The 22,034-nt window shown below is 50.9% G+C and carries 17 protein-coding genes; 4 read left to right on the top strand and 13 right to left on the bottom strand.

The genetic code is table 11. The annotated features are described in order from the left end of the window. Positions 1 to 6: 6 nt before the first annotated feature. The 4 genes from ACQ4MZ_RS01300 (at position 7) to ACQ4MZ_RS01285 (ending at position 5,180) form a co-directional block, all read left to right on the top strand. A complete protein-coding gene (locus ACQ4MZ_RS01300) occupies positions 7 to 435 on the top strand; it encodes a hypothetical protein (RefSeq protein ID WP_430842180.1) in 429 nt (142 codons plus the stop codon). Between the two features lie 14 nt (positions 436 to 449). Then, a complete protein-coding gene (locus ACQ4MZ_RS01295; protein ID WP_430842178.1) occupies positions 450 to 4,004 on the top strand; it encodes a M4 family metallopeptidase in 3,555 nt (1,184 codons plus the stop codon). A gap of 119 nt (positions 4,005 to 4,123) precedes the next feature. Then, positions 4,124 to 4,822, top strand: a complete 699-nt coding sequence (locus tag ACQ4MZ_RS01290; RefSeq protein ID WP_430842176.1) for a hypothetical protein — start codon at positions 4,124 to 4,126, stop codon at positions 4,820 to 4,822. 19 nt (positions 4,823 to 4,841) lie between these two features. Then, positions 4,842 to 5,180: a cupin domain-containing protein gene (locus ACQ4MZ_RS01285; RefSeq protein ID WP_309989571.1), complete on the top strand. Its 339-nt coding sequence runs from the start codon at positions 4,842 to 4,844 to the stop codon at positions 5,178 to 5,180. 1 nt (position 5,181) lies between these two features. Here ACQ4MZ_RS01285 and ACQ4MZ_RS01280 read toward each other — a convergent pair whose 3' ends face one another. The 13 genes from ACQ4MZ_RS01280 to ACQ4MZ_RS01220 form a co-directional block, all read right to left on the bottom strand. Next, positions 5,182 to 6,570: a Gfo/Idh/MocA family protein gene (locus ACQ4MZ_RS01280; RefSeq protein ID WP_430842174.1), complete on the bottom strand. Its 1,389-nt coding sequence runs from the start codon at positions 6,568 to 6,570 to the stop codon at positions 5,182 to 5,184. Positions 6,571 to 6,582: 12 nt separating this feature from the next. Continuing rightward, entirely contained in the window at positions 6,583 to 7,656 is a 1,074-nt protein-coding gene (locus ACQ4MZ_RS01275; RefSeq protein ID WP_430842172.1) for a hypothetical protein, read from the bottom strand. A gap of 75 nt (positions 7,657 to 7,731) precedes the next feature. Next, on the bottom strand, positions 7,732 to 8,475 hold the full coding sequence (locus ACQ4MZ_RS01270) for an SDR family NAD(P)-dependent oxidoreductase (RefSeq protein ID WP_430842170.1): 744 nt from the start codon (positions 8,473 to 8,475) through the stop codon (positions 7,732 to 7,734). A gap of 68 nt (positions 8,476 to 8,543) precedes the next feature. Beyond that, positions 8,544 to 9,500 (bottom strand): dihydrodipicolinate synthase family protein, encoded by a 957-nt coding sequence (locus ACQ4MZ_RS01265; RefSeq protein ID WP_430842168.1) that lies wholly within the window; start codon positions 9,498 to 9,500, stop codon positions 8,544 to 8,546. 12 nt (positions 9,501 to 9,512) lie between these two features. Beyond that, complete coding sequence (locus ACQ4MZ_RS01260; protein WP_430842166.1) at positions 9,513 to 10,451, bottom strand: DMT family transporter; 939 nt, start codon at positions 10,449 to 10,451, stop codon at positions 9,513 to 9,515. Further along, on the bottom strand, positions 10,448 to 11,581 hold the full coding sequence (locus ACQ4MZ_RS01255; protein WP_430842164.1) for a mandelate racemase/muconate lactonizing enzyme family protein: 1,134 nt from the start codon (positions 11,579 to 11,581) through the stop codon (positions 10,448 to 10,450). The genes ACQ4MZ_RS01260 and ACQ4MZ_RS01255 overlap by 4 nt, the downstream gene beginning before the upstream one ends. Beyond that, positions 11,578 to 12,522, bottom strand: a complete 945-nt coding sequence (locus ACQ4MZ_RS01250; RefSeq protein WP_430842162.1) for a 3-hydroxyacyl-CoA dehydrogenase family protein — start codon at positions 12,520 to 12,522, stop codon at positions 11,578 to 11,580. Before ACQ4MZ_RS01250 ends, ACQ4MZ_RS01255 begins: the two co-directional genes overlap by 4 nt. 29 nt (positions 12,523 to 12,551) lie before the next feature. Next, a complete protein-coding gene (locus ACQ4MZ_RS01245) occupies positions 12,552 to 12,932 on the bottom strand; it encodes a RidA family protein (protein ID WP_430842160.1) in 381 nt (126 codons plus the stop codon). Positions 12,933 to 13,039: 107 nt separating this feature from the next. Continuing rightward, a complete protein-coding gene (locus tag ACQ4MZ_RS01240; protein WP_430842159.1) occupies positions 13,040 to 13,825 on the bottom strand; it encodes a creatininase family protein in 786 nt (261 codons plus the stop codon). Between the two features lie 169 nt (positions 13,826 to 13,994). After that, on the bottom strand, positions 13,995 to 16,058 hold the full coding sequence (locus ACQ4MZ_RS01235; RefSeq protein WP_430842158.1) for a glycoside hydrolase family 20 zincin-like fold domain-containing protein: 2,064 nt from the start codon (positions 16,056 to 16,058) through the stop codon (positions 13,995 to 13,997). 213 nt (positions 16,059 to 16,271) lie between these two features. Continuing rightward, positions 16,272 to 17,816, bottom strand: a complete 1,545-nt coding sequence (locus ACQ4MZ_RS01230) for a SusD/RagB family nutrient-binding outer membrane lipoprotein (RefSeq protein WP_430842156.1) — start codon at positions 17,814 to 17,816, stop codon at positions 16,272 to 16,274. Between the two features lie 54 nt (positions 17,817 to 17,870). Beyond that, on the bottom strand, positions 17,871 to 21,053 hold the full coding sequence (locus ACQ4MZ_RS01225; protein ID WP_430842154.1) for a SusC/RagA family TonB-linked outer membrane protein: 3,183 nt from the start codon (positions 21,051 to 21,053) through the stop codon (positions 17,871 to 17,873). 303 nt (positions 21,054 to 21,356) lie between these two features. Beyond that, the gene (locus ACQ4MZ_RS01220) at positions 21,357 to 21,995 is read right to left on the bottom strand and encodes a GntR family transcriptional regulator (RefSeq protein WP_430842152.1); all 639 of its coding nucleotides are present in this window, start codon (positions 21,993 to 21,995) and stop codon (positions 21,357 to 21,359) included. Positions 21,996 to 22,034: the final 39 nt, after the last annotated feature.

Here is a 22,034-nt window from a genome sequence, read left to right as displayed (position 1 = left end):
TAACACATGAAAAGAAAAATGATTTCCTGCGCCAGTACATTGTTCTTCCTGGCTGTTTTCAGTTGCGAGCGCGATAAGCCTGATCCGGAGTGTAGGGATGCTTCGTGCTGCAATCCCTATTCGTTTGATTACGTCGAATACATCGTAGATGAGCCGGTAGCATTGACAGGGCCTCCGTATTACGCCTTCTATTCATTCCGATTTACTCGAAAATTCCCTACTATAAGGCGCGAGCACTATTGGACTTACACTGCTCGCGTTTGCGAAAAATCTCTCAACAAACTCGCCGGGTTTCCGCTAACATACGGGGAGGTGAATGAATCCAATTTATCTCCATATAAGATTTCCGGCAAACTGTTGGATTGGAATAGCGAAAAACTCGTTGATCGTCCAATTCTCGCCCTCTACATAGACAAAATCGAAAAAATCAACTAAAACACATACTGAACATGAAAACATTTTTTAACACTATCCTATGCATAATGCTGGCGGCACTTGCCGGTACTACTTTGGCCCAACCCCAATACAACCCCTACTATCGGAGCAACCGGAATGCTTCATTTGACTCACTTTTTAGTAGGATGACAGATTATGGCTGGCTTTTTTTGAAAGACAACCCGGCATCACACATTGCGCCGGACACCTTCATTGTTCGTTATGCAAGCAACCTTGGCCTGTCGGAAGGATATGAACTGAGAGCGATTCAGGACGAGACAGAAACACCGGAAAGAACCACGGTGGCGATGCGACATCAGCTTTTTCAACTGTACTATAAGGACATACCTGTGGAGGGCAATGAGTTCAGCCTACATTCCATAGAAAATGTATTGAAAACTGCTCACGGAAGAATCGTGGCTGGGCTGGATATGACCTTATCGGGACTGATCGATATGGCCATTGCCCGACAAACCGCGCTGAACGAACAGAGACTTACACAGGATAATTTTGAGGGCAATATCCTACCGACCGGCTCATTGATCCTCGCACGGGAGAATGAGCATTTTTTGAAAGAAAACTACCGGCTGGCCTGGGTTTTTGACTTGGAATCGGGAAACATTCACGAGCCTTACCGGATATATGTGGATGCCCGGACGGGGGATATTCTGAAAAAGGTCCCGCTGTTCATGAACTGTTTAATAGACTCGCATAGGAAAATCCCCCAAGCGAATTTCCCCAAGGCTGGATTGACTGCCTACACTCCATTGGTAGCATCAATCATGATACCCAATTACAACCGCTACCTAAATGGTCAACCCAATATCACATTCGAAACCGAACAAGTGGGTGCTCAATATCGATTGAGTGCTTATAACAACCTGTTGAATACAAGAATCGCCACTTTTACGGTAGTGGTGAGTAATAATGCAACATTCCCTTGGCTTGTATATCCCGATGTCTTTAATCCCACGAATAACTGGAGCAATGCAAACCGAAATGCAACAACCGCACATTGGCTTGCGCAGAAAATGCACGAGATGTGCTGGCTGTTATTTCTACGTAATGGATATAACGGAAACGGCTCGCATCCGAAAGTTGTTGTTGGGACTGACGAAGTGAATGCAGGATGGATTAACGACCAAGTCCAGTTTGGAAGAGCCCCAAATTTCAATAGTCTAGTCACTATGGATGTTTTCGGGCATGAATATACCCATGGAATGATTGAGACTAGCGCAAAGCTTGTATACCAGGGCGAATCTGGCGCCTTAAATGAATCCATCTCTGATATCATGGGAGCCACACTCGAATTTCATCTCCTCGGCCCAAATGGAAATTATGGGATTGGCGAGGATGCCGATCAATTAAGGAGCATGTCGAATCCGCAGCAGCCCTTCCCAAACTGGGACAACGACCCTCAGCCGGATACCTACCTGGGCCCCAACTGGCTGCCAACAAATGATCTCTCGAATGACAACGGTGGAGTCCACACCAACAGCGGCGTCATGAACAAATGGTACTGGTACATGCGGACAGGCGGCCCCACCGGCACGCCTCTGGATTACGCGAAACCGGCCAAGGTGGTTTACCGGGCGTTGAAGTTCTATTTGCAATCCAACTCCACGTATTATGACGCGGTGGAGGCAACCATACAAGGAGCGATCGATACGTATGGTGCCTGCTCCGATGTCGCCCGCCAGGCGGCGTATGCGTGGACGCAGGTAGGGATTTCGCAGGTTACGCCTTGTACCGACTGCAACTTTACGATCACAACCAGCGCCTCACCGGCTGCGCCTGCGTGCGGGGCTCCGGTAACGCTCGCCGCCAACTGTTCGGGCTCAGGGTGCTCACACATCAACAGCTTTCAATGGACCGGCAATGGGTTGGTGCAGACCGGGAAATCGGTCACCATCAATGCACCTGCGGCACCGGGGTCGTACACCTACAATGTGAGTACAATCAAAACCGGCTGCCTGTTGAATGTCGTCCCGCTCAATCTCACCACCCAGAACAACTGCAACTTTAATGTGTCGGCATCGAATAGCAATGGCAACCCCGCTCCCGGCCAGGGTTTGCAATTACTTTACAGCTGCACAGGCGGCGATTGCGGCGGCGTCTCCTACGCATGGAGCGGGAATGGGGTCAATGGCAGTACCTCCCCGCTTAATATCAATGCGCCCGGTGCGACGGGCAGCTATACCTACACCGTTACCGCCACAAGAAACGGATGTGGTACCAAAACTGCCACAACCAGCATCAATGTCAGCAGCGGAGGTGCCCTGAATGCCTGCATCGAGTCGGAAAATGCCAATGGCAATGGCCCGGTAAGCAGCGACCCGAATGCCTCAAACGGACAGACGCGCGGCGCCGAGAATAACTACAACCATTACGTCGACTATGTGGTTACCGGTGTTCCCTCCAACGGGGTTTACGCCGTCAAACTCCGTTACTATTCATCCAGTGCACCGGTGGTGAGTGTGAGTGTCAATGGAGGTGGCGGGCAAACGGTCAATCTGCCCCATTCCGGGTCCTGGAACATCGTCTGGACTGAACAGTCTTTCAATGTCAATCTCAGCGCAGGCACCAATACCATCAAGATTCAGGGTATCGGAGGCGGAAGCTGCCGGCAAGACAAGATTTGCGTAACCGGCGGAGGCGGGTGTAACCCACCGAACCCGCCTTCCGTAAGCGCCAATCCTTCGACCATTAATGCCGGGTCGTCCAGCACGCTTTCCGCATCTAATTGCAATGGGACAATTACCTGGACCAATGGCCTCGGAAATAATAGTTCCGTGAATGTAGCCCCGGCGTCAACCACCACGTATTACGCGACCTGCACCGTTAACGGCTGTACGAGCAACCAGGCGGCGGTGACGGTAACTGTGAACGGCTCTCCCAACTTCAGTCAATGTAAAGAATCCGAATTGTCGGCAGGTACGGGCGCCATCACCAGCGACCCGAATGCGTCCAACGGGCAAACACGCGGCGAGGAAAACAACAATAATCATTATGTCGATTACGCGATTACAAGTGTTCCTGCGGCTGGCACGTACTATGTGAAGCTACGCTACTACTCTTCCTCCGCTCCCACGGTAACCGTGCAGGTAAATGGGGGCAGCGCCCAGACCGTCAACTTACCCCACTCCGGTTCCTGGAACATTGTGTGGGCGGAGCAGACGATCAGCGTTAACCTGGCCGCGGGCAACAATACCATCCGCATTCAGGGGGCAGGCGGCGGAAGTTGTCGGCAGGACCGCATCTGTGTCAATAGTAATGCCAATGCGAGGGTTGGTACAGAAGATCAGGAAGCCACACCAGCAATTGGTCTTTTTATTTCGCCCAATCCAAACTCGGGACAGTTCGAAGTTTCCTGTTATCTGAAAAAAGGAGAAAAGACCGAGCTCTCGGTGCTGGATATGCGCGGCAATGTGCTTTTCCGGCAGACGCTTTCCGGCGAAGGCATTCACCGTCAAAAGGTTTCGTTGTCCAATATCCCCTCCGGCACCTACCTGGTGCAATTAAAAGGAGAAAGCGGCAGCACGTCAACCAGGACGGTTATTCTAAAATAATAAGGCTGTCTGATTTGAACGGTTGGGGCACTTGCGCCAGCCGTTCAAACCTGCTATTCAAGCCGAATAAATCATAACGAAGTTGTTATCTGCAACCATCCATTTTAAACCCGTAAGCTATGAAAACGCTGCTGACAATCATTACAATGATTTTTATGTCCTGCCTATCCGAAAAGCTGGCCGCACAGAGCACTCCCAAGTGGGAATTTGGAATATCGGCTGATCTTGGACGCACTTATTATCACCGAAATTACTATGAAGATTCCCGAAAATTTAAAGACGACGGCGGCGGTTATATTTCCCACTTCAAGTCCAATTACGTATGGGGTGCGGGTGTTTGGCTCGAAAGGCATATCAATCCGAGATTTTCCGGGCTCGCGCAGCTGGCCTATCACCAAACGGACATTTTACCGGATCTTTTCAGCCAGTGGTACAGCTCAGGCTTTTGGTATGCGCGCGAAACCCATCACCATGTACGGGCAGAGGGCGGAATAAGGTGGTACATCAATCCACGGTCAAGATTCTTATTTTTCATGGAAGCAAGAGCAGGAGTTGAAAAGTTTTTATCCATCACGGAACATCCTTTCAATGAAGAAAAACTAGTAATCCACGACGCATTCGGCTATGATCGCATTTTGCCGGTTGCTTCGGCGACGGCTGGAATCAAATGGAGGAGGTTTGCACTCATGGCAGACTATGGGCGTGACCTTCTGGGCGCTCGTCGCGACGTTCCTGAAAAACTGGGTTTCATGCCAGAAAAAGCAAAAATTACGGCACAACGTATTGCTGCAAAAGCTACTTTTACCATTTTCAAATAGCATTCAAATTCATTTCACAATGCCTTTCGTCAATTTCAAAACCAATAAAGTAGTCAAAATCTGGGACGGTATTTATGGCACGCTGGGCCATTCGGAGCAGCAGACGTTCGGGCATTTTACGATCGTTGCCGGTACCGTGCTGCCGGAGCACAGCCATTTCCATGAGCAATGGTGCCACGTGCTGGAAGGAGAGCTGGAATTCACTGTCGATGGCGAGACAATGCTGCTCACGCCGGGTATGACGGCCCACATTCCCCCGCATGCGCCGCATTCCGCAATCGCGCACACGCAATGCAGGGTAATCGACTGTTTCACTCCTGCGCGGCAGGATTTTATCGAACTCGAAAAGGAATCCTGATTCAAAGCCTTACGCCCGTTGTACCTCCTTTTTCCATGGAAAGGTCAATGGGCGCATTGGTTTTCCAGCTATCGCGGGTGAAATCGGGGACATTGATGGAATTGGAACGGTGCGCTACCGACCACTCGCTGAGCGGGCCGATGGAACTCCACAACGCGGCATCATACACATCCTGATCGAGGGGCAGGCCGTTACGGAGGCAGTCGATGGTACGCCAGTCCATGAGGAAATCCATGCCGCCGTGCCCGCCGACCTGTTTGGCCGCCTCTCCTATTTTCTTTACAATAGGCGGCGTATGCTCGATTTCGAGCGCCTTGTATTCTTCCGGTGAAAGCCATTCGTGCCCTTTCGCAATGCGGGCCGGCTCGGGATATTTCAATGCGGCGCCTTTGGTACCGCTCACCAACTGAATACGAGAGTACGGGCGTGGCGACGCGACGTCGAACTGCACCATGATCGTCTTACCCTTTTTGGTACGGATAGTGGACGTGTTCATCATCCCGTTGAACGGCTTCCCAACAAACGGCTTAAAATCAGGATCACTAACGGCCAGATTCCTGGCGGTAGCAGCCATGACAAAATCACTGTTCGACATCGACACCAGGTAATCCATCGCGTCCCCGCGGTTGATATTCATTACCTGGCAAATGGGCCCGAGGCCATGCGTCGGATAGAGATTACCGGTCCGCTGCGAGAGCTCTTTCAGCTCCCACATCTGGTAAAAGCGCTCTTTATCAAACACATATTCCTGTAAATTGTGGATATAGGCGCCTTCCGCGTGGGTGATTTCGCCGAAGAAACCTTGTCGTGCCAGGTTTAACGTAAGCAGTTCCGTGAAGTCATAGCAGCAGTTTTCGGTCATCATGCAGTGCTTCCGCGTCTTTTCCGATGTTTCTACAAGCTCCCAGCATTCATCGATGGTTTTGGCCGCAGGTACTTCCACGCACACGTGCTTGCTGTGGTTCATCGAGAATACCGCCATCGGCGTATGCAATGCCCAGGGCGTCACGATGTACACCAGGTCTAGGTCGCCGCGTTCGCACAGTTTCTTCCAGGCGTCGGGATGGGTATGGTACCCTTGCGGCTTATGCCCGTTGCCTGCCACCAGTTGAACGACCTCGTTAACTTTTCCCTCCCGTAAATCGCATACCGCCTTGATTTCCACGCCTGCGATCTTGTTCATGCGTTCCACGGCCGCCATGCCGCGGTTCCCCAGCCCGATAAAGCCTATACGCACCGTTTCCAGCTTTGGCGCGGCGTAATTGCACATATTGAATTGCTGCGGACCGGCCGCGTGTACTGGCGGCACGCCGGAAGTGCCCTGTGATAATGCCGCCGAAGCGAGCCCCAGGCCCGCTATTTTGATAAAATCCCTGCGGTGCTGATCCATTGGAGGAGCGGGTTATGCATTTGATACAGATTCACTCAAAAACTGCGGCGTATAGCCATTCTCGCCCGCCCACTGCACGGCTGCGCGGATCTTGTCCCGGAAATCGGGCTGGTAGTTGAAATAGGACGGATAGAAATATTGCTCGTGCACCAACAGATCGAGGTAGGGCGGTTTGAGGCCGTTCTTTTCGTGCGAATCGAGGTGCGGTTTAATGTCTTCCAGTTTTTTAGTGTCTATGACAATGCTGGCCCTTACAAACGTGATATCCTGGGCTGTATCCTGCCATACGAAGCGCTTTTTGAGGTGCCTCCGCTGCGGCACGGTGAGGTAATAGGAAGCCGAAGGCAGGTTATCATCCACATTGAAATAGCCTACCTGTGTCACGTAACCCGCATCGCGCATCGCACGCGAGCCCTCGGAAGTAGCCTCTCCCCAATGTATCGTGGTGACCGAATGCATCACTTCCTCTCCGGCAAACCGCCGGATCTCGTTCATAATAAGATCGCAATCCCGCTTCACTTCGTCATAACCGGCATTCACATACGGCATATCGGGGAACTCCTGCAATGCATGGAAACTCAACCGGAGCCAGTCGGCATTGGCTTTCCACTCATTTTTGTATTGATCCGTGAAATCGGAAAGATTGAAACCGTCGGTTTGGTAAAACAGGTTCAGGTGGATTTTGGTACCGTATTCGGCATTGATTTGTTTCAAAAAACCGAGGTAAGGGTTATCGAAAAGCGAGGTATAACGGTCCCTATTTTGCTGAATATCCCTCAAAAACCAGATATTATCGTCGATCGACAGCCTGTAATGCCCGGCGAAATTTTTAAGCAGGAAGACACGGATGGCGGTCTTTTCGCCTGTTTTCGTATTTACCGCTTCCAGTTTGTTTTCGTATCCTTCGAGTAAAACCTCTGTCTCGAAATGATCGCCCACGCGCTTGGCCGACACACCATTTACTGCTATTTGAGCGCCTTCCGGCGCTGCTATTCTCACGATAATTTTCAATTTATCCTCCGCAAAAACGCCGTCATAAGCATGGTGGACGTCCCCTTCAATAGGATTAAGAAAGTTGATATTCATGATAATTAAGATTTTTTGACAACAAATCATTGCCAAAAGTTAAGAGCGCCATTCAGCAGTCCGGCCGCTCGTGGCCTAATACGTCGCCCTACCCCCGGAAAGATCAAATGTAAACCCGGTAGTAAAGCTATTCTCCGGAGAAACGATGAATGCAGCCATATTGGCGGCTTCTTCGAGCGTGCCGCAGCGTTTCATGGGGATCTTGTCGGTCATGTATTTCACTTGTGCCTCGGGCATCGCGTCCACGAGCGGCGTCTGGATCACCGCGGGCGCCAGTGCATTCACGGTAATGCCGGTCTCGGCATACTCTTTCCCCTGCACTTTGGCCATCCCGATCACGGCTGCTTTCGAAGCCGAATAGGCCAGCATACCCGCATTTCCTTCCTTTCCGGCAATAGATGCAACGTGCAAAATCCGGCCATAGTTGTTCTGGAGCATATAAGGCAGCACTGCCTTGGCCGTATAAAAGCTCGCCATAAAATTGATATTGAACACTTTCTGCAAATTGGCCGTATCCACCTCGTGGCTTTTGATATTGGTGGCACCCGTAATTCCTGCGCAGTTAATCAGGATATCGATTTTACCAAAACGCTCCACCACGCGTGCTACCGCTTGTGCCACCCGCTGTTCGTCCGTGACATCCACGCCGATGAGCTCTTCACGCTCAGGATTCCCGACAAATTCGTCGTTCAGGGCCTGCTCATTCAGATCGAGTAACCCAATTCTGGCGCCTTCGTTCAGCAGTTTATGGGCGATCACCAGCCCCAAACCCGAAGCGGCACCGGTTATAATGGCAACCTGATTCTCGAAAGTGTTCATTTTACCAGCGCGTTTTGGATTGTATTTAGATTTGCCGGTTTTAAAAATACTTTTTTCTCCGTTCTTACTCACGCTTTCGAGAAGGTTGTTTCCAGTGACTTTATTTCCCAAGTTTCATCATTAATTACATCCAAAACCCTTTGATTCAATTCCTTAATATAGGCAACAGACGAAGGATCCGGAATATAGGCGGCCTTGCGGGCAATGCTGTTTTTGAGGATTCCCCGGGCCATCAGCAACTCTTTTTCGGCATAATGGAATAGCTCCATGTTTTGCAGCGAGAAGAATATCTGCGGCATCACTTTTTCGAATAAATCGAATGCCTTTTGATGCGCCCCCTGATTACGGAGGGTGAATACTTTCTGCAAAATATCCGACACTGCCAGCCCCGGCATAACGCCACGAATGCCCAGCGGGATGAGTTCCAGCATATACAAGCCTCCCCATCCTTCGAAAAGCCCGATTTCCCCGCCAGTTTCTTTGATGATGCTTTCAAACTTCGGCGCGCAAAGCGGCTCTTCGAGTTTGAGGTATTTGAAATTCGGATGGAGCCCCATCAGCTCGCGAATGAAGCTGACGCTGATCGACGGGCCGCCCGGGTTGAAGTCCTGGATCAGGACCGGTGTGTCGGGAACCGATTCCAAAAACCCCGACAGGTAAGCCTTCAGCGAATCTTCCGGCAGGCTAAAAATCCGGGGCACCGCCAGCGACACCACATCCGCGCCCGCAGCCACATTGGCTTGTGCCAGCCGGATCGCCTGCTTCAACGACGGGTGGTTGGATTGCGCGACGATCTTCACGCGCCCGGCCGCCTGCGACACGGCCACCCGCACGACCTGCAACTTCTCGTCGTCGGTCAGTTTGTAAAATTCGCTGGCGTAAGCGGGGAGGCAAACCGCCTCGATGCCGCTCGCCACGGCAAAATCGATCAGGTCGCGAAGGGCTGCTTCGTCTATCTCCTCATCTTCTGTGAATGGCGTCGGAATAATAGGCACGACGCCCGACAGTTCGTTTTCTGCATTCATACTCTCAGGGTTTTATGGATTAGCATTCACCAGTTCTTCCGGTTTCTTTTCCCGCGCCGCCTTGCTGTCTACGATCGTGAGTATCAGCGTCGACGCGAGTACCAGGACGCCACCGATAATGGCTTGTGTTTTCAAAGTTTCGCCCAGAACGAAAGCCGCAATAGGCAATCCCATGAACGTAATGAGGTAGTTGGACAAGGCAACCTGTGTGGCGTCGAGGTATTTGAGTACCTTGAAAAACAGCAGCATTGACAGGAAGTTGTGAAAAAGCGTCAGGGCGATCATTCCAGTCCATGTCTGGGTGGTATAATGCGGTATTACCGAAAACATTTCCGGCTCATAATACCACACCAGCGGCGCAAGCAGAATCACCATGACCAGGTAGGTGTAAAAAACCATTTCCATCTCGGTGTATTGCTCCGCGACTTTCTTGCAGCCTACATTGTAATAGCCGTTACCAAGTATCGCGAGAAATATCAGCAGGTTACCGATCGCATATTGTGAACCCATATCCATGTTCCGGATATCGTCGGTCGAACAGAGCAGCACGCCCACGATTGCAATCGCGAAGCTGATCCACCGGATTCGGTTCATCTTTTCTTTCAATATAAAAAATGCAAAAACCGCTGTCACGACCGGCAATGCGAGGATCAGGATGGCGGCATTGCTCGCCAGGGAATACTGCGTGCCCCAGGTCATGAGTACCTGCGACGGGAAGGCGCCAATGGCCGCCAGTTGCACAAAGATGAGTACATCTTTCAGTTTCTTATTTCCCTTCTTAAAATCCCGCCAGGCATAGGGAGCCAGGAAAACCGTAGCTAGCAGCATGGGCAGCCACACGGTGAAATAAGGCCCTACCTGATCCTGCGTGAGCTTAATACACGTAAAATGGAACGACCAGATCAGGTTGCACAAGAAGAGAATGGACCACGAAAAGAATGCCTTCTTCATGAATGCGCCGTTAGGATTTTTCCGGTTTGATATTTTTGGAGTGCCTGCTGATCAAGCCTAATGCCCAGCCCATGGCCCTGCGGTACTTTCGCCGCTCCGTTTTCAAATACAATCGGGTCAGTCAACAGGTCATCCACCCGCACCAGCTCTCCGAAAATATCTGACGGGATCGTGCAGTTAATGCTCGCCGCCGCAATATGCAGGCCCACGGTTTCCGATATGCCCAAATCAACTTCCGACCCCCGCCAGCATGGCTTGCCTTCCAGGTAGGCGATCTCCGCCAGCAACACGCAGTTGTATGCAGAACCATTGAAGTTGTAGCCATCGGCCGCATCCGCGCGCACGAACGTGATCATGTCGCGGATGTCCTGCGTGTACGGGAGCGAAATATGGCGGTAGAGTGGTATCCCAAGGTGTTTTTTGAGGTATTTAAAACCTTCCACATCCGCATGCCGGATCGGGTCTTCGAGGCCCAGCATCACGTCCATTTCCACCTCTTCCATCAGTTTCATAGTCGTTTCCACATCATTCCAGCGCTGGTTGGGATCGAGCAGGACCTTAATGCCGTCGCCGCATTGCTTTTTGATCTCTTCTGTCCAAAGGCGCACCGGGTCCTCGTCGGAGCATTTGAATTTGAATACCTTATGGCCTTTCTGCATCGCTTCGAATGCTTTCTGTGCCGCGTCCTCCGGCGTTCGTCGTCCCGTCCAACCCATGCAATCGACCGTATCGCGGTAGCTTCCGCCGAGCAATTGGTACACTGGCACATGCAGCAGCTTTCCCACGAGGTCGAGCACGCAACTTTCGAATGCCTCATAAATGCGCTGGTCGGTTACGGGCAGCCGCCGCCAGTTCAATTTCAACACATCTTTCCCCAGAAACTCGCGCAAAGCTTCGCGGATAAGCTCGCCGGCAGCGCTCCGGTAGGTCTCGCCTACGCCCGTGAGCCCGTTCGCGAGGGTCATTTCGATGATCCATTTGGGCTGGTTCGCAAACTCCGTCCAACTTTCACCCGTCAGGAATTTTTGGGCAAATGCGGTATCCTTATCCAGTACGGTTTCAGAATTAAGACTTCCGGGTTTCGCCGGTACGATTACTTCCGTAGCACGGACCGATACAATTGTTGTCATTTCTGCGCGTATTTTTCAGCCAGTTTCCGGATATCGTAACTGAAATCGATAAATGCTTTTTCCCAGGCTTCGGCGCTCTCCGGCGTATAAGGGTAAAATCCGTGCGCATTGCTCACGCCTTTCGCACCCGCAGCTACGAGTCGCTCCATCATTTCGGGGGGCGTCTGCCGGTTGTCGAGATCCGGGAACAGATCCTTCATCACGGTCAGATAGGCGGGAATGCCGGTCAGGTCCATAAAGCGAAACGGGCCGGCGAATGTGATCCAGTAACCCAGGTCATTGCGCAGCGAACGGTCGACATCCTCGACCGTCGCATAGCCGTTTTCCACCAGATTGAATGCCTCCCGAAGCATGGCGTACATGATACGGTTGGTGATAAACCCGCGGATATCCTTCCGCAGCAGCGATGGCTCCTTGCCCCAGCTTTCGGCCAGTTCCACGATTCGCGCTGCATATTTCAGGTCCGAGTCTTTCCCGCAAATCACCTCCATAAACCGGGTAATGTGGGCCGGCTCAGCCCAGTGAATGCCCAGGAGCCTTTCGGGATGCCACAAGCCGGCCTGCAAAACCGACACCGGTATCGCCGACGTATTGCTGCCGATAATGGCGGTGTTGGAAAGTACAGTTTCCAATGCATTATAAACGGCCTTTTTTGCCTCCACATCCTCGGTAATCGACTCGATCACCACCTCATGGCCGACCAGTTCCGCGATATTGGTCGTAATAATGATGCGCCCGGCTACCGTTTCAGGCGATTCTTTCAACATGCCTTCATCGTGAAGTTCCCTGAGATAGGCCAGAATCCGTTCGCGGGCAGGTTTGGCCTCACTTGCATCTTTTACCAGCGCAGTAACCTCGTGTCCGGCCGCCAGCACGCAGGTAGCGATGCTGCATCCCATCAAACCAAGACCAACGGTACCGATACGTTCTTTTAATGTCATTGTTATGGTGCAAAAACCGGGTGCTTAAATTAACCTATCAATGCAATGGCGTCGATCTCGATCTTGATGCCGTCCGACAATACCGATTGCACGGTGGTGCGGGCTGGCAGAGTGCCTTTGAAAAACAAAGCATAAGCCGCATTGTAGCGGTCAAAATCATGGATATCCGCCAAATGCACCGTGCATTTCATAATATCGTCAATGGTTCCGCCCGCCGCTTCCACAACCTTCTTTACGTGGTCGAGCGTGAGCAATGTCTCTTCTTCGATGGTACCATGCTTCACCTCGCCCGTAGCGAGGTCCAGTGGCCCCTGTCCGCTCACGAACAATAAGCCGTTCTTCAAAACACCGGCAGAATAGGCGCCTGTGCTCACACTTTTATCGGGATGCTTGATTTCCTGTTTGGGCATATGGAATGGAGCAATAAGCAATAAGCTTTAAGCATTAGGCTTTAAGCAACTGATTATAATAATTGAACAATTCTATTTCTAGAGACTTAATGCTTATAGCTTATAGCCTAAAGCCTCTTGCCAATCCCCCACCCCGCAAATGCATCCAGGAACGCTACCAACGCCTCCGTCGCTTTACCGATCAAATGCGCTCCTTTTTCGGCGGTTGCCTTTTGCGGCTCGCCGCTGCTACCGTTGCTGGAAATGTAGGCTGTCTGTTTAAAAAGCGTTACGCCGCGACTGGGCTCGTCATCTTCCCAGGGGATGTAGCCGTTGCTGGCCGGGCGTTTGGCGCGTGCTGCTTTTTCCAGCCAAACCTTTTCCGGGAAAAGGTGAAGCATCATACTCGTTTCGTACTCGCAGGCGTGGCTCAGCGCGGGGCTTTCCATGGGCGCTTCGCCTGCAAACGGCTTTCCACCTAGCTCCCAATAGGTTACCAGTGCTATATTGGCCGCATTAGCCCGATCAAGATCACTACTGAGCACCGCTAGCGCCTGCTTCACCGGCGTGATGTTACCCCCATGGCCATTTAGCAGTACGATCCGCCGAAAACCGTTTTGCAGCAACGAGTCGACCACATCCACAATGACCTGTGTGTATAATGCCGGTTTGATACTGATAGTCCCGCCGAATGACAGATGGTGATGACTTGAACCGAATGGCAACGTCGGGCACAATAGCACCCGCCCGGACAGGGATGCCTCCGCGGCGCCCGCGAGGTGCTTCACAATATCCGTATCCGTCGACACTGCCAGATGCGGCCCGTGCTGTTCCGTCGCACCGAGCGGGAGTACCGCTACTGCGTCTTGTGCGGATGCACAGATCGATGGATAGTTCAAATTGGCGAATAACATAGCTGGGTTTGGAACAGGTATTGATCAAAAGTATTGATTAATTTTTTGTTTACAAAATTTAAAGAAAATAGTTTACAAAATTCGAGGCAATAATTTTTTTATACTAACTGTTCTCAAAAAGATCTTAGAACGAATTCCGGAAGCGGCTGCTTTTTTCTGCCAAAAAGATTTAAAAATCCGGCTTAAACAACGCTTCAAACGACTGATCAGCCACATGATCGGACTTGTTTTCAATGCGGTAACCGATCACTTTCAACGAGAGCTTCTGCCAAAGCCCATTCTCGACATCGAACCTGCCCAGCATGGTATTGAGCCTATAAGACATATGTTCCGAACGCCAGGCTTCCGAATAAGCGGTTTTCAGTTCACCGGCCTCGTCCATAACATCCACGAGCAGGCCGTGGCATGGATAAACGAGGTCATAAGCCACAAAATCGTTTTTCTTCCTGCCCAACATCGACTCGTTCCAGCGGTCGCAAATGGTTTTTGCCCACAAAAAGCGGGTCGCCGAATAATGCATTAACCTCGCGGTAACGATCATCGAATGGATGAATGCAGTATCCTTCGGACTGCATTTGACCAATGCGTTGATCAGCTCAGCCTGAGCAGATTCGCTCAGCCTGCGCGCATTCCGGAACTCGGCCGCATGTTCATCGGTATTTTTGAGATAATAAGGCAAAAAAGGATTCGACCAGCTTTCGATAATCGTTCCGCGCGGCATACCATTGGTATTCCTGCCAAGACATTTATCCAGGGCCTCATTGGAAGCCGCCAGGTCATCGAATGCTTTTTGCATTTCTCCCGCCACCTGCGGGTACATCACACGGCTGTACATCTCCGTAAAACGCTTTTTATCAGGCACCTGTCCCTGCCAGGCCCCAATGCAGCCATAAGCCATAAAAAGCCACGACGCCCGCACAAACGGCTCCACGGGATCCGTCCATACCGAATGTATGAATCCCAGAGCCCTATGCTTCACACCGGCTTGGAGGCAGAGGTCGATATTATTGTAGGTATAATCGGCGTCAGGGTAAATGTGGCCCCAGCCCGATACGGCTGGTTGTATGAAAAACGGCTTCTGTTCCTTTAAAATCGGATTTAAATATCTATTAATCTCTACCGTATCAGGCTTATACTCCCACAAAACCGGGATTACTTCCGCAGGGATCTTTTGGATGATATCGGGATAATAATTGTTCATATCGGTCCAGGCCAGCACAGTTTTACCGTACTTTTTCAGTTCCGCCTGAACGAAACCAAGCTGCTGCACCCAAAGCTCTTCCGAGTTAATGCGGGCATCCTTCTCATCTGCAATGCGCTTGGTCTCCCAGGTTTCATCAAAACCAACATGGATGAACGGACCATGAAAAAGGCTCGCATACTGGCTAATCCAATCTTTCAGCAGAGCATTCGTCTCCGGCTTGCGCGGATCGAGCTCGTGGCCATATTGCCCGATCGCCAGACCAGCATATTGCTCATTCCGCAGCAGTTCATGCAAATGCCCGTACAAATTCAGGAACGGCACCACATCCATGTGGCGTTGTTTGCCATATGCGATAATCTCCCGCACCTGCGCCTGCGTGTAACCCGAGCGGTACGCGATGTTTGGAAAACCCTTCAGCTGAATACTAACTTCATTATAAAAGTAATACTGATTGGTTTTCCACCGGGCCAGGAAGTCGATCTGCCGTTTGATTTCCGCGACGGTCGGCAAGCCTCCGTGTGCGAAATCCATCATCACGCCGCGATAGGTCAATGCGGGCTTGTCTTCAACAATTACTCCCGGAATAAATGCAGTTTTACCCTGCCCCGTTATCAGTTGCCGCAATGTCTGCACGGCATAATACAATCCTGCGGACGTCTCCGCTTCCACGCGCACACCGTTGCCCGAGACCGTCAGCTTGTAATGCTCGCGGTTGCTCTTGCCATCCCGCTCAGAAACTTCCGGCAATGCCCCTCCTTCCTTTCGTACCACCCATTGAAAGGTCGCCGAAGCGGAAGGAGATGCATTTTTAATACCTATTCCCGTACGCTCGAACACGATGCTTTTTAATTCCTGTAATGCAAACCGCACCTCCGCATTGGCCGCCGTCGGCACCGCGACGGTCAGCAACGATACCGGAAATTTATCTTCCGAATAGCGCACCATTTGCGGCTGCGGAAACAACACAGGCACATTTTGAGCAAAGACAGATGTCGCAAACAGGCAGGCAATCAGCAGGCGAAGAAGCATCTTTCTAAATTTTTGAACAATGAGTAAACTAGTCAGGACGTCAGGGAGTCAGGTATTGTGATGCTTTCCTCCAAATAACTACAAATGACTGCCCTCGACTACAAATGACCACTCCTGACCACAATGACCACAAATAACCAACCTTGACCACAAATGACCATTCCTGACTACAAATGACCATCTCCTGACCACAAATGAATACACCTGACAATATTAATTCTTGTCCCACCAAAGCGGCGTAGCGGCATTATCAGGCCCGCCAAGCATTTTCACAGCCTTCGCCACCTCGTCGGCATTGGTTTGCTTTTCGGTATCCAGGAAAGGCATCCGGCGAATGAATGTACCTTCCGGCAGGTCAGGATTTTCGCTGTGGACAATCGGATAGAGCTTTGGAAGGCCCGTTCTGCGCACCTCAGCCCAACCTTCCATACCATCCGGGAATAATGCGAGCCATTTCTGCTGCGCCACCTGCTTACGCTGCATGCTTTCAGAACCACTCCATTTTACAGGATAATCGTTTACCGCAGGCGAATTCATACCATCTTTTGGCGCTATTGGAACCGCAGTATTGGCAATATATTTAGCGATAGCCGCCTGGTCGGTCACGCCCCACTGGGCCATCGAAGCCTGAATGCCTTTCTTATAGAAATCCTCGGCAGTACCACCCATATTCCAGCCATTGAGCGCACCTTCCGCACGGAGGAAATAGGCCTCTGCCGCATGGAGGATATTCTGGGGCACATTATAAGTGGTTTTCCAATCGCTCCCTACCCAGGTAGCCCAGCGTGTGCCCATATTGGAATTGAACAACCTGGAATTGATGTCGATGATTTTTTCCGAAGTGAACAACCCATTCCGCACGCCCTCGTAAGTACCTGTCGAGACCGACGGCTGGAAGTAAATCGGCAGCCGCGGGTCTTCATAACCCTTCAAAATCGACTCCATGGAAGCACTCATGCGTACATCGTCCCAGCCCGCCGTCACAGCCAGTCCGTTGTATTCGGCATAGGTTGTGGTTGATTTCGGCATATAGGCATCGTCGGCAATGTCGGTAATCACCCCTGCCGCCACCGCCGCCTCGGCCTGCTGCTTCGCCATCTCCGGGTTCACTTTGGATATCCGCAATGCCAGGCGCAGGCGGAGGGTATTGGCAAACTTCATCCAGGCCGTTGCGGGTGCTGCATTCTTGTTATAAACCAGGTCATAAGTACCAAACGGTTTTTCGCCGGAATGTGATTTAAGGACCGTCGAGGCCGCATCGAGCCGTTTGAAAAAATCATAATAAATAGAATCCTGGGGCGTGTAGGAAATATACCGTTTGCCCGAAGCTGCGTCGGAATACGGGATCGGGCCGAAATAATCGGTGATCCGGTGGAACATCCACACCCACCAGATATTCGCCAATGCATTCTCGGCACTTTGTGTTTCGGTACCAGCCATGATCGTTTTCAGTTGTGGTGCGGCAGCGGTGTACACCGGGTTCCAGCAGGCAGGCATCCAGTCCTGCCGGATCACGTACCGGTCTGTCGGAAAGGAGTGCGCGGCTTGCGATAAAAACTGGGAGTATACCGATGCAATTGTACCTTCCCCGACCTCGAAATTGTCGGGGCTGAGTGTAGGCGTCATCAGCGCATAGGCGAACATGAACGGGTATTCCTTGCTGCCGACACTGCTGATCTTGGTCGCATCGGTGTTTAGCGAATCGAAATTGTCGGTACAGCTTGTGAGAATGGCCGCTACTAGGACCAGCGACAACATTTTCGTTAGTACTGTGCTTATATTTTTTATCCTCGTCAACATAATAAGTTCTTTTTAGAATGATAGTTTGAGGTTCAATCCGATGTTTCGGGTCGATGGCAAATTGAAATACTCGATCCCCTGGTAATTGCTGTTACCGAGGCTCATTTCAGGGTCGAAATCCATTTTCCGCTTTCCTATCCCGGGGATGTCGAGGATCGCATTGCCGCGGTACAGGAAGAAAAGGTTGCGCGCAACGACCGACAGCCGCGCCGCACTCAGGAAACCAGGCAGATTTTTGAAATCATAACCCAGGGACACCTCGCGCACACGCACATTTGTAGCATGATAGGTAAAAAACTCACCCCATGAATAATCACCCTGTGCCACGGTTTGCCAGAATGTCTCGGCGTTGATCGCCTTGGTATTCGGCGCTCCTTCGGCAGTCACACCCTCTACCACCCATGAGCCTGCGTCACGGTATTTTTCAGTGTCGATACCGGTACCATTGTAGGCCATTTGGGCAGCTGTACCGGAGGTGATCACACCTCCGAACTTACCATCCACAAGGATATTCAATGCCCAGTTTTTGTAATTGAAGTTATTGCTGAAACCGGCCGAGAATTTCGGGTTATAGTTTCCCAGCTTTTCATCGCTTTCCGTTTTCACGGGGACACCTTTATCACTGACTACATACTTACCATTTAGCGTCTTCCATTTATATCCATACAAATCCCCGAAAGAACCACCTTCCACTATCAGTGGGGTCGCTGTCCGAAGGCTTGTAGTCGAACCAAGATACAGTCGCTTAACTCCGTCGTACAACGCAACCACTTTACTTTTATTCAATGCATAATTAAGCCCTACGTTCCAGGTAAAATTCTTCGCAGCAACCGGCTTTACACTCAATACCGCTTCAAATCCCTGATTCTGAATATTTCCGGCGTTCACATTCAATGTGGAGTAGCCAGACGACGCCGGCGATGCGACCCTGATCAGCTGGTTTTTAGAATTGGTTTTGTAGTAGGTCAAATCAACACCCAAACGGTTGTTATAAAACCGCCATTCTGTGCCAAATTCTACGGATTGGGTCAATTCGGGCTTCAAATCCGCAATCGCTTTGGTACTACTGCTCGCGATATAACCCCCGAAACCGCCACGGATATAAGTATACGTCTGACCCAACAGGTAAGGATCGGCGTCATTACCCACTTTCGTGAACGACCCACGCACTTTACCCAGATTTACCCACTGCGGCAATTTGACCATCTCGGAAATCACCGCCGACAAACCGACGGAGGGGTAAAAATACGAATACGGCGACGGCAGCGTACTCGACCAGTCGTTCCGTGCAGTGAGATCGAGGAAGAGGTAGTCGCGGTAGCCGAACTGCACCGTTCCATAGACCGACTGCAATTGTCGTTTCGCCGTCGCAGTTTCGGTTTTGAGCGTTGTGGCGTAACTCAGGTCGTATTTGTTAGCAAAACCGAGCCCGTCGGCCGCATTGATCCGGTGCCGCATGCTGCGGTTCAGTATTGAACCACCCAGGTTATACGTCACCTTCAAATCCGGCGCAATATTGTTCGTACCGGTCAGCAACAGGTCCGCATTTCGTTCGGCGATGTAGTCATTTCCCTCCGAATAATACCCACCGGGTTGACGGGCGTAGTTGACGGTATTATTGGCATACTTCTGTGTGATAAAATCATTATAGCTATCCGAGCTCACCCTTCCCTGAATGTTCAGCCAGTCGGTCAGTTTGTATCTCAAAACAAACAATCCGGTAACGCGGCTGCGGTTTTCGTCGCGATGCGTATTGTTGATCGTCCAGTAAGGGTTCATGTACACGGCATCAGGACTTGTCCAGAAAGTGGGCGTTTCCACGCCTGTAACGTCCACTTTCTTATACGATTTAAGTGTTTCAGGATCAACACTCCGCGGCATTCGGTAAGCATTTGCAACCACCATGCCATCGCCTCCCACACCCGGCTTGTTGAAAATATTCTGCAACATATAAGTCACCTTCGCATCCGCTGATAGCCGGCTGGTAATGTCATAGCTGAGCCGCGCATTGAAGGTGTTCCGCGACAGCCGGTTATGCGGCACAATACCGTTGATGTAGCTGTTGGCATAGGAAAAATACGACTGGACCTTTTCCGAGCCGCCACTTACGCCTACGGAGTTGTTGGTCGAAATCGCAGTCTTGAAGAAATCCTTGATATTGTCGGGATAAGCTTTGAGTGAAACCGTATTACCCGTCCAGTCCTTCACACTCTGGCCAGCAATGTGGGCACCCCAGCTTCCGTTGGTGAGCGTGGAATAAGTACCGTCGGACCCCTGGCTGTAAGTATTCTGCAACGACGGCGTCACCAGCGCTTTATCAAACGTGACACCCGAATTCACATTCACATTGATTTTACCGCTTTTCCCTTTTTTGGTCGTGATCATAATGACGCCATTGGCAGCGCGGCTGCCGTAAAGTGCCGCGCCCGCCGCGCCTTTCAGCACGTTAATCGACTCGATATCATCGGGATTGACACTCGACGCACCATCGCTCCCGCTGTGCCCGCCCGCGTCGTAGCGTACCTGGCCCGCGGGCGTGGAATTATCGATCGCCACGCCGTCTACGACGATCAGCGCATTGTTTGAGCCCTGGATCGAGCGATTACCCCGCAAAACAATCCTGGTGGCACCACCGGGACCATTCGCGGACGGCGTGATGGTAAGACCGGCGATTTTCCCGGAAAGTGTATTCGTAAAATTTGCGTCACGGACCTCATTTACCTGGTCGCCGCCTATTTTCTGGGTCGCATACGTGAGTGTTTTCGCAGCCCGTTCGATTCCGAGCGCAGTCACGACGACTTCCTGCAAGCCCATTGCGTCGTCCAGCAATGTAATCTCTCCCAATGCGCTCTGGTTACCGATAAGCAGTTCCTGCGTCTTCATTCCGATGTACGAAATAACAATCGCCACAGCACTTTCAGGCACGGCTATATCGAAATTCCCGTCTTTATCAGCGATAGCTCCTAATGTAGAATGCTTTACCACGATAGATGCTCCGGGAACCGGTGCACCTTTCTGATCGATGACTTTCCCTGTAATCTTCTTACTCTGTTGCGCAAAGGTCTGACTGAAATGCGCTGCCAGACACAGCATGCATATCATCAGCGAAAGGGTCTGCAAGCGGTTACGTAAACGAAACCGCAGTAAAGGAATCTCCGAAGGGAGGGATTCCGGGAATTTTAGAGATTTTTTCATAAACAAAGATTTCGGAACAGTAATGGGTTTAATAGGGCAACAGAAACCACCCATCCCGGACGGGATAAGTACACAAGCAGTATTCGAAATAATGTTAACAAATATATTATTTTTTTGTCAACAAAAAAATTTAGAAAAAATTATTGTTCTGCGTTTTCAGCAAATGATCTATCGCAAATGCAGTGACCCGCCGAATGCCTGCCGACAACCACCCTTTTCAGCAGAAAATCCTATGGCGCAAAAAAAGCCGGTCTCCTGTAAAGGAAACCGGCCTAAAGAACTACAATATGCTTTTTGAAGCAACTAGGTCAGGTCGATTGATGCCACTTCGCCACGTATAAGATGTTTCAAAAGCGCCTCTTCCGCACGTTTGATATCGCGATCTTTAATGCCCGCCACAATTTCACGATGCTCCTGATCGGTAAGTTCGTAATCGTCCATATGCGTCTGGGTTTTACCCAGCTTTTGATGAAACAAGGGGATATTACTAGCCTGATATAGCTCCATGAGCCTTTCATTACCAGCACATTCTATCAAAGTTTCATGAAACTTCACATCCGCCTCGCACGCCCCTCCGAAATACCCGCGCTCAACCATGGACGAAAAGTCATCACAAATACGACCCAGTTCTGCAACCTGTTCCGTTGTGACTTTCTGAATGAGCAGCCTCAATGCACCTATCTCCAGTATCTCGCGGAGTTCCCGGATCTTGTGGCTGTCTTCAAGGGTAAGGGTCTTCACAAAAAAGCCCCCCTTTTCCCCTTGCACGATCAGTTGCTCACCAAGCAGCCTGGTCAGGGCCTCTCGAATGGCCATCCTATTGACATCCAGCTTTTTAGACCATTCATCCTCTTTCAGTCGCGTCCCTGATGTGAGCTGATTGGAGAGTATCTTCTTCCGCAGTTCCGTATATGCCCTGTTCGAGAGTGAGTCTTCCTTCATTTTAATGTAAACAAAAATTCAAAATTTAGTAAACTAAAA

The sequence above is a fragment of the Dyadobacter sp. BHUBP1 genome (assembly GCF_050587785.1).
GTDB lineage: Bacteria > Bacteroidota > Bacteroidia > Cytophagales > Spirosomataceae > Dyadobacter.
This window is presented reverse-complemented; position numbering and strand designations above follow the sequence as displayed.

Bases quoted from the DNA above. Each gene is read 5' to 3' on its own strand.
- ACQ4MZ_RS01300 (WP_430842180.1), top strand. From the start codon at position 7: ATGAAAAGAAAAATGATTTCCTGCGCCAGTACATTGTTCTTCCTGGCT.
- ACQ4MZ_RS01295 (WP_430842178.1), top strand. From the start codon at position 450: ATGAAAACATTTTTTAACACTATCCTATGCATAATGCTGGCGGCACTT.
- ACQ4MZ_RS01290 (WP_430842176.1), top strand. From the start codon at position 4,124: ATGAAAACGCTGCTGACAATCATTACAATGATTTTTATGTCCTGCCTA.
- ACQ4MZ_RS01285 (WP_309989571.1), top strand. From the start codon at position 4,842: ATGCCTTTCGTCAATTTCAAAACCAATAAAGTAGTCAAAATCTGGGAC.
- ACQ4MZ_RS01280 (WP_430842174.1), bottom strand. From the start codon at position 6,570: ATGGATCAGCACCGCAGGGATTTTATCAAAATAGCGGGCCTGGGGCTC.
- ACQ4MZ_RS01275 (WP_430842172.1), bottom strand. From the start codon at position 7,656: ATGAATATCAACTTTCTTAATCCTATTGAAGGGGACGTCCACCATGCT.
- ACQ4MZ_RS01270 (WP_430842170.1), bottom strand. From the start codon at position 8,475: ATGAACACTTTCGAGAATCAGGTTGCCATTATAACCGGTGCCGCTTCG.
- ACQ4MZ_RS01265 (WP_430842168.1), bottom strand. From the start codon at position 9,500: ATGAATGCAGAAAACGAACTGTCGGGCGTCGTGCCTATTATTCCGACG.
- ACQ4MZ_RS01260 (WP_430842166.1), bottom strand. From the start codon at position 10,451: ATGAAGAAGGCATTCTTTTCGTGGTCCATTCTCTTCTTGTGCAACCTG.
- ACQ4MZ_RS01255 (WP_430842164.1), bottom strand. From the start codon at position 11,581: ATGACAACAATTGTATCGGTCCGTGCTACGGAAGTAATCGTACCGGCG.
- ACQ4MZ_RS01250 (WP_430842162.1), bottom strand. From the start codon at position 12,522: ATGACATTAAAAGAACGTATCGGTACCGTTGGTCTTGGTTTGATGGGA.
- ACQ4MZ_RS01245 (WP_430842160.1), bottom strand. From the start codon at position 12,932: ATGCCCAAACAGGAAATCAAGCATCCCGATAAAAGTGTGAGCACAGGC.
- ACQ4MZ_RS01240 (WP_430842159.1), bottom strand. From the start codon at position 13,825: ATGTTATTCGCCAATTTGAACTATCCATCGATCTGTGCATCCGCACAA.
- ACQ4MZ_RS01235 (WP_430842158.1), bottom strand. From the start codon at position 16,058: ATGCTTCTTCGCCTGCTGATTGCCTGCCTGTTTGCGACATCTGTCTTT.
- ACQ4MZ_RS01230 (WP_430842156.1), bottom strand. From the start codon at position 17,816: ATGTTGTCGCTGGTCCTAGTAGCGGCCATTCTCACAAGCTGTACCGAC.
- ACQ4MZ_RS01225 (WP_430842154.1), bottom strand. From the start codon at position 21,053: ATGAAAAAATCTCTAAAATTCCCGGAATCCCTCCCTTCGGAGATTCCT.
- ACQ4MZ_RS01220 (WP_430842152.1), bottom strand. From the start codon at position 21,995: ATGAAGGAAGACTCACTCTCGAACAGGGCATATACGGAACTGCGGAAG.